We start from the raw sequence: 9,432 nt of genomic DNA, 5'->3' as shown, positions 1-9,432 counted from the left end.
TTTGTCATGCATATCCTCGGTTGAGCTGTCAACCAAGACTCCCGGAACAGCATGGGAACCTGATAGAATAAGGGCTCCAAGGCGATTTGATGCCTTGTCCCCGTTGTCGTTTTTGGAAGGCCGTTGGCCTTCAATGCCGATCTACGCATTCCAAATCACCCCGCGCAAGCCACCCGGATCTCCTCCAGCTCCGCCCAGCGCGTGAATTTGCGATCCAGCTCGTGCTTCTTCGCGTCGAGCTTGGCGATGTAATCATTCGTGCCGGCACCGAGCTTCACAAACAGCTCGGGGTTGCTCAGTTCGGCCTCCATGGCGGCGATTTCGCTTTCGAGGGTGGCGATGGCGGTTTCGCAGTCGGCCAGCTCGCGCTGCTCTTTCTGCGACATCTTGCGCAACTTCGGAGCGTTGGCGGCGGCGGCTTTTTCCTTCTTCACCGCGGCGGTGACGTGGGCCAACTCGGCGGCGGCTCGCGCGGCGCGTTTTTCCTGGTAGTAGCTATAGTTGCCGGCGCATTCGTGAATGCGGCCCTGGCCCTCAAACGCGATGAGGCGGTCGCACACGCGGTCGAGGAAGTAGCGGTCATGGCTGACGACGAGCACGGTGCCTTTGAATGCGAGAATGGCCTCCTCCAGTACGCGCATGGTGGCGAGATCGAGATCGTTCGTCGGTTCGTCGAGAATGAGGAAGTTGCCGCCACGGCGCAGAATTTTCGCCAGCAGCACGCGGCTTTGCTCGCCGCCGCTGAGTTCCTTCACGCGCATGGTCACGCGCTCGTCAGTGAAAAGAAAGCGCCGCAAATAGGTGCGCACATGCAGCTTCTCCGGGCCGAACTGCACGAACTCGCTCATCGGCCCCGCCACTTCTTCCATCACGCTGTTCTCGGGATTGAGCAGCAGGCGCTGCTGATCGACGTAGTTGAAGATCGTGCGCTTGCCGATGGCGACCTTGCCCTCGTTCGGCTGTTGCTCGCCCATGAGCATGCGCAGCAGCGTGGTTTTGCCGAGACCGTTGCGGCCGATGATGCCGGTGCAGGTGCCGGCCTCGAAATTGAGATCGAGATGGCTGAACAACCAGCGGTCGTCGATGTGCGCGCCGATGTCCTTGGCTTCCACGACCGTGTTCGCCAGTGGCGGGGCAGGGGGAATGATCAAATCCATCACCAACTCGGCCTCGGGAGCCGCGATGGCGTTCACGCGATCGAACTCGTCCAGGCGTGACCGCTGTTTCGTGCCACGGCCTCGGACGCCTGCGCGCACAAACTCCAGCTCATGCCGCAGGAAGCTCTGGCGGCGGCGTTCGGAGTTCGCCTCCACGCCTTCACGGATGGCCTTGCTCTCCAAAAACGCGCTGTAGTTGCCGGGATGGCTGTAGATGCGGCTGTCGTCGATCTCGATGATGCGTGTGGCCACGCGGTCGAGGAAGTAGCGGTCATGCGTGACGAAAAGCACCGCGCCGCTGAAGTTGCGCAGGAAAACCTCCAGCCACTCGATGGATTCGGCGTCGAGATGGTTTGTCGGCTCATCGAGCAGGAGCAAATCCGGCTGCGACACCAGCGCACGCGCCAAAGCCACACGACGTTTTTCACCACCGGAGAGTCCTTTGACGAGGCGATCTGGCGCAGGCACGCCGAGTTCGTTCATCGCGGTGCTGATGCGGGTTTCGACGCCCCAGCCGTCATGAAGCTGGATCTGATGAAGCAGCTCGGCTTCCTGATCGCCTTTGTAGTCGCCGGACTCGTAACGTGCGACCATGTCGAGCAGCACGGAGGCACCGGCGCGCACGTTATCGATGACGCTGGCCTCGTCATCGAGCGTGAACTCCTGCGCGAGGTGGCTGACGATGATGCCGTTGCGCCGCGAGATCGTGCCGCTGTCCGGTTTTTCCGTGCCAACGAGGATGCGCATGAGGCTCGTCTTCCCCGAGCCATTGCGGCCTACGAGTCCGAGCTTCTCGCCCTCGTGGATGCTCATCGTCGCATCATTGAAGACCTGTTGCAGCCCGAATTGAAGGCGCAGGTCTTTGGCGGAAACGACGGCAGGGGTGATGGGAGACATGGGGCGGTTGAGATAGCACGATCTGCCGCCACTGCGACGGATTAGACCTTTTTAGCCGAGATTTCGATCCGTCTTGCCCGGTGGTGTTTCGACCTCTCGGATCTATTCGGGATTTCCCGGCTCACTCCACCTTCGGCAGATGCACTGACGGTAGCGGTGCGACGATGTTCACAGGCCAGGGCACAAACTTTTCGATGATGCCGGGAGCGAGTTCTTTGCCAGTCTCGTAGGCGCGGCGGAACATTTCGAGCTTGGCGTCGATGTTATCGACGTGATGCAGCGCGATGGCCTCCGGCGTTTTTGGCAGCACGGGGGAGCCGAACTCGTGCGTGCCGTGATGCGCGGCGATGAGGTGCAGCAGGTGCAGGCGCACCGTTTCGGAGGCGGGTTCGAGCAGCGTCCACTCAGCGACGGCGGGCGAGTCCAGCATGTCCCGCCACATCTTGTTCACCAGTTCCAGACCGAGCGGAATGTGACCGAGCATCTCGGCGGTGAGGTTGTAGGGCATGGTGAAGCCGGATTCGGCATAGGCGTTCTCCCAGAGCTTGCCACAGTCGTGAAACAACACGCCCGCGATCATCAGATCGCGGTTCAAAGTCGGGTAAACACCCGCAATCGCCATCGCGCAGCGCATCATCTGCGCCACATGCTCCACCAGGCCGCCACGGCGGGCGTGATGATTGCGCCGCGCCGCTCCGGTCCGACGAAAACGCTCGCCGTGACGCTCCAGGAAGGCGGAGCAGAGCTTCAGCAGCCGTGGATCGCGAATTGACTCGATGAAGGCCACGATGTCGGCGTAATCGGCCTGCTGCCTTGCGGCGAGATCGGGATCGCCGAGCAGCAAGGTGCTCATTTCTTCATCGGCAAGCGCCCGCATCTGCACCTGGCGTGGTTCCAGGCCGTATTTGCCTTCCACCCACTGTCCGGCGAGCTCGATGAACGAGTTGCGCGTGAGTTTGGCGGCGTCTTGAAACAGCGGATGGTTGTCGAACACGCGCCAGACGAAGGAATCACCTGCATCGACGAGTTTGACCTCGTAGAACGGGCTGCCGGAGCTGGTGGCCTTCTCGATGCGCGACTCGACCTGCAAGTGCAGCCGGTAAGGCTGCGGCGTTTGATTCGCGACCTGTCGCAACTGCGTAATCGAGATGAGATCGAGATCGCTGGCGAGGGTGTCTTCCATGCGGGCAGATTGGCCGCAGCGCACACAAAACGTCAAGAGCGAAGCCGTTACATCGCCGGGGTGACAATCTCCCGCCACGGCCCCTGCTTGAGCACGATGTCGGGCACGAAAGACTGCCACTGCGGGTCGCGGGCATGGATCATGTTTCGCACCTCGGCGCTGGTGTGGAAGAGGAAGTCGTGGTTGGGCTCGTCCAGCGCACGGACGCACTTGGTCTCAACCAAGTAGCGCAGGAGGTGCTTCTGCTCGGGTGTGATGTGGACGTCGTTGACGCTGAGCACCTGGCCGGTCAACGGATTGCCCATGGGATAGACATAGACGCGCACCTGATTTTTAAACAGGCGTCCAAAGGCCTCCAGCAAGCCGCCTTCGAGGTCGGTACACCAGCGTTCGTTGAACAACTCCTGGAACAACGGCAGGCCCAGCACGATGCCGATGGGGCACTGCGTGTGGCGGGCCAGGTAGCTGCTGACTCGGTGGAACTCGGGATACTTCGAGATGAGCACGTTCTTGCCCAGCGCCTGGAGGATGTCCGCCCGCGCCAGGAAGTCGCTGTCCGGCACCTCGGCGCCGCTGGCAAGGAGGTTGTGCATGGTGATTTCGAGGATCTCGATGTTGTCGCGGGCCTCCTCGCCGAAGTCGGCTTGAAACGCGGCCTGGCCGCGTTCGATCATGTCGAGATTGAGCTTGGTGATGGGATCAAAGCTGCCGCGCTTGAGAATGACGGGTTTTTTCCAGAGCACGTCGGAGGCCTGCCAGATTTCGCCGTTCGCACCGAACAAGGCGGCATCGGCGAGGCCAAGACGCACAAGCCTGAGAGCGACGAGACGGTCCTGATACTCGTGCGCGGCAAAGGCGGGACCGCTGAAGTCGATCATGTCGATCTCGACGCGTTTGCGGCCCACGTCATCGAGCAGGCTTTCGAGGAAGGTGTTGAGGAAGCTGTGCAGATGGAAGGCGGCATAGATGAGGTTGACGCCGAGCTTGCCGAGCGCCTCGGCCTGGCGGGCGTTGGATTCATCGAGCAGCCGCACATGCATCTGGATGTCGTTGCTAGGGCCGCCCGGCTCGGTTTGAAAGCGCAGGCCGATCCAGCCGTGGCATTCCTCCTTGGTGTCGCGGTAGGATTTCGCCCGCACGGTGTCGGCCAGGGTGAAAAAGGTCGTCGTCGCGCCACGCTTGGCATTGAGACGCTGGATGAGCATGGGGTACTCGTGTTCCAGCATGGCGCACATGCGCTGGCGGGAGACGTAGCGGGTGGCCTTGCCGTAAATCTCGTCGCTGATGATCATGTCGTAGGCGGACATGGTCTTCGCCACGGTGCCGGAGGCCCCCCCGGCGCGGAAGAACCAGTTCGCGATCTCCTGCCCGGCCCCGATCTCGGCAAAGGTGCCGTAAATGGTGTGGGCAAGGTTGATCTTGAGCGCTTTCTCAAGGGTTCCGGGGCGGTCGGTGACGGAATTCATACGGCCCGCCCACGATGCGCAGGCCGGATGCCGATGCACGAGGCATTTGCAGCCGCTTCAGCCTCTTTCCGGCCCAAATGGCTCAAAAGCGGCCAGTTGCGCCAAGTGCCACGCCAACTGTGCCACAAATGGCACTTTGCCCCTCTGCTCACGTCTCACGTCTCACCGTTCACATTTTCACAAGTTGTTGATCCACAACGATCAAAGTCGAGCCACCCCCCACTTGGCACGCTTTGAGCCAAACAGAGAGCACCAAAACCCCAACTCAAACCCTTTCCCCACCCCCCAAAACCATGAGCAAAATCCTCGGCATTGACCTCGGCACCACGAACTCCTGCATGGCCGTCCTTGAAGGCGGCAAAGCGATGGTGCTCGAAAACAGCGAAGGCGCCCGCACGACGCCTTCCATCGTCGCCTTCACCAAGAGCGGCGAACGCGTCGTCGGTCAGGCTGCCAAGCGCCAGGCCGTGACGAACCCGCGCAACACCGTCTTCTCCGTGAAGCGTCTCATGGGCCGCAAATTCGTCGAGTTGACCGAAGCCGACAAGCGCATGCCCTACAAGATCGTGGCCGCCAGCAATGGCGACGCCCATGTGCAGGTCGAAGTCGGCGGCGAAACGAAGACTTACTCCCCGCAGGAAGTCAGCGCGATGATCCTCGCCAAGCTGAAGGCCGACGCGGAAGCCAAGCTCGGCGAAACCATCACCGAAGCCGTCATCACGGTCCCGGCTTACTTCAATGACAGCCAGCGCAACGCCACCAAGGCCGCTGGCGAGATCGCCGGCCTCAACGTTCGCCGCATCATCAATGAACCAACCGCCGCAGCACTCGCCTACGGCCTCGACAGCAAATCCGACGAAAAAGTCGCCGTGTATGACCTTGGCGGCGGCACCTTCGACATCTCGGTGCTCGAAATCGGCGACGGCGTCTTCGAAGTGCTCGCCACGGACGGCGACACGCACCTCGGTGGCGACGACTGGGACAACACCCTCATCACTTGGATCGTCAACGAATTCAAAACCGACAGCGGCATCGACCTCAGTAGCCAGCCAGACGCCATCCAGCGCATCAAGGAAGAAGCCGAGAAGGCCAAGATCGCCCTCAGCTCCAGCCAGAGCTACGATTTGAACCTGCCCTTCATCACCGCCGACGCCACCGGGCCGAAGCACATCATGAAGAGCCTCACCCGCGCCAAGATGGAGCAGCTCACGGACAGCCTGTTCGAGCGCACCATCAAGCCGGTGAAGGACTGCCTCGCGGCCGCGAAACTCGACGCCAGCAAGATCGACGAACTCGTGCTCGTCGGCGGCATGACCCGCATGCCGAAGGTCGTCGAGACCGCGAAGAAACTCGCCGGCAAAGACCCGCATCAGGGTGTGAACCCGGATGAAGTCGTCGCCATCGGCGCTGCCATCCAGGGCGGCGTGCTCAAAGGCGACGTCAAAGACGTGCTCCTGCTCGACGTGACTCCGCTCACGCTGTCCATCGAAACCGCTGGCGGTGTCGCCACGCCGATGATCCCGCGCAACACGACCATTCCGAAGAAGCACAGCCAAATCTTCTCCACCTACAGCGACAACCAGCCCGGCGTGGAAATTGTCGTCCTCCAGGGCGAGCGCCCGATGTCCCGCGACAACAAGACGCTCGGCACTTTCAAGCTCGACGGCATCCCGCCTGCGCCGCGTGGTGTCCCGCAGGTCGAAGTCACCTTTGACATCGACGCCAACGGCATCCTGCACGTCTCCGCGAAGGAAAAGGTGTCCGGCAAGGAGCAGAAAATCTCCATCCAGGGCAGCTCCGGCCTCAGCCAGGAAGAGATCGAAAAAGCCAAGCGCGACGCCGAAGAGCACGCCGAGGAAGACCTTAAGCGCAAGGAAGCCGTCGAAGTGAAGAACAAGGCCGAGGGCCTCAGCTTCGAGATCGAGAAGCAGCTCAAGGAGTGGGAAGAAAAAGTCCCCGCCGACCAGCTCGCCCCGATCAAGGACAAGCTCACCTCCTTGAAGTCCGCCGTCGAATCCGGTGACACCGACAAGATGAAGGCCCAGACCGAAGAACTCGAAAAACTCTTCGCCGCCGCCTATCAAGCCGCCGCCGCCGCAGGCGCGACCGCCGGAGCCCCCGGTGGCATGCCCGACATGGGTGGCGCTGGTCCTGATGTCGCTGCTTCGGAAACGAAGTCCCAGGACAAGGGCAAGGTCGTCGATGCTGACTTCGAAGTGGTCGATAAGGACAAGTAATCGCTAACTGCCGACGCCTATGCCAGCACGCGATCAATTCCTAGCGGAGCGACAGCACAAAGTGCTGGGACTCTACTTGGCTATTTGCTGTTGGATTAACAAATTGGATGCGATTGTCCTCGAGAGGTCTGATTTTCTCAAATTCTTGGGATTAGAAAGAGTAAAAAGGGCTAGAGTTAACAACTTCCAAAGTGACATAAAGAAGTGGTTTCCCCACCAATACCCATACTTCAAAACCAAGGCTGCTGATTGTTTTAGTGCTATCATTCTCTCACGAAACGATATTGCTTCAAAGCTTCCTAAAGGAAGCATGACTTCACAAGAGCGCGTCACTTACGCAGTGGTTGATCACAACTTGAAGATTGATCGACTCTTTAACTTGGACGGTTGGAATAAGCGACTAGATGAAAAACAAGTGGTCTCCTTCGCCGCTCTAGCTGCATCTGGTCTCTGGTAATGTAGAACACACATGAACGGTCAATACTACATTCTTAACGATCAAATCTGCGGTCCAAGTGGATACACTGGATTCTATTTTATCGGCGATCAAGTTTGTGGCCCTCAGGGTTACGTTCAATTCTACCGTTCCGGCAGGAACTTGAATGGACCCAGTGGTTACACGGGAATTTACATTCAAAATGATCACTTTTACGGCTCTGGAGAGGCTCCTTGGCTCTAGCTTAATTGATGAACGCCAACTTCCAGTCATTGCCATCCAGGCAACTGCATTCCCGACCCGGCTCGCCGCTCAACGGCGTCCTGGAAGGACGCGAGAGGGTAGCCGGTGGTGAAACCACCGGTTCATGCGGCGTTCCCAGCGTTCTCTCCCGCCGCGCACCGGCAGGTGCGCGAGAAGCGTGGGATGGCTCTCAAAGTGGTCCGCACAGTCCTCTGTGCGGTGCCCCGAGCGCGAATGGCCACTCTCTGACAGCTCTTTCACTTCCTGCGGAGGACTACGATGCCCGGATGGTGATGGTGAACGCTCCGGCCTTCGACGCGCCGCACAGGGGACTGTGCGGACCACTTTCCAACCCCATCCCGCAACCACGATGAGCCTGGAAGCCCTCAAGGAACTGTCAGCACTCGATGGAGAGGCCAAAAGCCTCCTCCAGCGGCATGACGAACTCCTGCTGGCCACCCGCCGTCGTTTCCTGAACCAGATCGTGGAATGCTTCACCGGGCTGACCGAGGCCGAGGGCTTCAAGATCAAGCGCGATCCGATGGGCGCGAGCGCCCGGCTGGACCAAACCGAACTGGCGATCAGTTGCACCGATCCTTCCCACACGCTCGTCGATTCCCAGGCGAAGTATGTGGTGACCTGCTCCCTGGCCCCGAACAAGGCCTACGGCATCCTGCTGTGCCGCCAGCCGCTCGTGGAGTTCACGAATCAGAGCGCCGACACCAACGACCAGATCACGAACAAGCGGCTGGAAATCCAGTATCTCAAATCGCTGATCGAAACGCATGGTAACGACCAGTGGTTCGTCGTTGGCCGCCTGGAAAACACCGCCGATGTGCGCGGCATGACAGGGCACCTCGGCGCACCGTTCGAATCCTTCCCAACCTTCGACCAGGCCATGAAAACGGCCTTGCGCGAAATTTCCAACGCCGCTCTGGCCCCCCGCGCCGCATGAACACGTCCGCCTTCTCCATCGCGGTCGTGCTGGCCGTCACACTCCTCGCCTCCTGCGGCAAATCGGCGCCGGAGGCTCCCAAGGCGGCTGCACCCGCGCCCGCGCCTGTTTCCGAGACTCGCATCGAGTCGGAAATCACCAACGCGCTCACTGGCACCGCTCCCACGCCTGTTGCGGCCAGCGCCGGTGATTTGCAGCGCGAGGCGGAGGGCATCATCGCCCAATATCCCGGCAAAACCGCCGCCGATCTGCTCAACGTGCCCGAGGTGAATGTGAAGCTGCGCAATCTTCTCAGCAAACTGGCGCAGGACAAGGCGCTGCAACAGCGTATCAACTCCAGCGTCGATCTTGCGGCGCAGATCAAGGGGCTCGAAGGCGCCGCCCGGCTGGATCTCGACATCAAAGGCTACGACAAGGCCCGCACCAGCCGCATGCTGCAGGCCACGCTCTCTGAAGACCCGAAGCAGCTCGTGGCCTTCCTCGTCGGCGAGATCGGCGAGGCCGCGCCGGACATCAGCTTTGGCGGCATGGAACGCGCCCCGAACGGCGTCTCCATCGTCCCGAATTCGGCGGCTGCCGCACCCCCGAAAACCGACCTTCCCGACTGAACTTACCCCATTTCCGCCCGGCCAGCCGACACACCAACCCGTGTGACAGCAGGCCGGGCAGACAACCCGAAACCAAACCAGAACCAAAAGCCCTCAAAGCACAAACCAGACCAACTATGGCTACCTCCATCACACCCCTCGGACGCCGCGTCCTCGTGAAGCGCTCCACCAGCGAAGAAAAAACCGCCGGTGGCATCTTCCTTCCTGACACCGCCAAAGAAAAGCCGCAGGAAGCTGAAGTGCTCGCACT

At 60.6% G+C, this 9,432-nt stretch carries 6 protein-coding genes and 1 pseudogene; 4 read left to right on the top strand and 3 right to left on the bottom strand.

Features of this window, described 5'->3' with window-relative positions:
- Positions 1-155: 155 nt before the first annotated feature.
- From ACILSI_RS26060 to ACILSI_RS26050, 3 genes are all read right to left on the bottom strand, one after another.
- The gene (locus ACILSI_RS26060) at positions 156-2,054 is read right to left on the bottom strand and encodes an ABC-F family ATP-binding cassette domain-containing protein (RefSeq protein WP_395724856.1); all 1,899 of its coding nucleotides are present in this window, start codon (positions 2,052-2,054) and stop codon (positions 156-158) included.
- Between the two features lie 121 nt (positions 2,055-2,175).
- Positions 2,176-3,237: an HD domain-containing protein gene (locus ACILSI_RS26055; protein WP_395724855.1), complete on the bottom strand. Its 1,062-nt coding sequence runs from the start codon at positions 3,235-3,237 to the stop codon at positions 2,176-2,178.
- A 47-nt stretch (positions 3,238-3,284) separates the two neighbouring features.
- On the bottom strand, positions 3,285-4,703 hold the full coding sequence (locus ACILSI_RS26050; protein WP_395724854.1) for a TonB-dependent receptor: 1,419 nt from the start codon (positions 4,701-4,703) through the stop codon (positions 3,285-3,287).
- A 293-nt stretch (positions 4,704-4,996) separates the two neighbouring features.
- Here ACILSI_RS26050 and dnaK point away from each other — a divergent pair, with 293 nt between their 5' ends.
- The 4 genes and pseudogenes from dnaK to ACILSI_RS26030 all read left to right on the top strand — a co-directional run.
- Complete coding sequence (gene dnaK / locus ACILSI_RS26045) at positions 4,997-6,940, top strand: molecular chaperone DnaK (RefSeq protein ID WP_395724853.1); 1,944 nt, start codon at positions 4,997-4,999, stop codon at positions 6,938-6,940.
- 1,049 nt (positions 6,941-7,989) lie between these two features.
- On the top strand, positions 7,990-8,574 hold the full coding sequence (locus ACILSI_RS26040) for a hypothetical protein (protein ID WP_395724852.1): 585 nt from the start codon (positions 7,990-7,992) through the stop codon (positions 8,572-8,574).
- Positions 8,571-9,182, top strand: coding sequence for a hypothetical protein (locus tag ACILSI_RS26035; RefSeq protein WP_395724851.1), 612 nt, complete (start codon positions 8,571-8,573; stop codon positions 9,180-9,182). Before ACILSI_RS26040 ends, ACILSI_RS26035 begins: the two co-directional genes overlap by 4 nt.
- A gap of 116 nt (positions 9,183-9,298) precedes the next feature.
- A pseudogene (locus ACILSI_RS26030) lies at positions 9,299-9,432 on the top strand (co-chaperone GroES); the annotation flags it as partial.

The organism is Prosthecobacter sp., from assembly GCF_044232965.1.
GTDB lineage: Bacteria > Verrucomicrobiota > Verrucomicrobiia > Verrucomicrobiales > Verrucomicrobiaceae > Prosthecobacter.
Note: the sequence above shows the minus strand (reverse complement) of the source record. Positions and strands in the feature narration are given on the sequence as shown.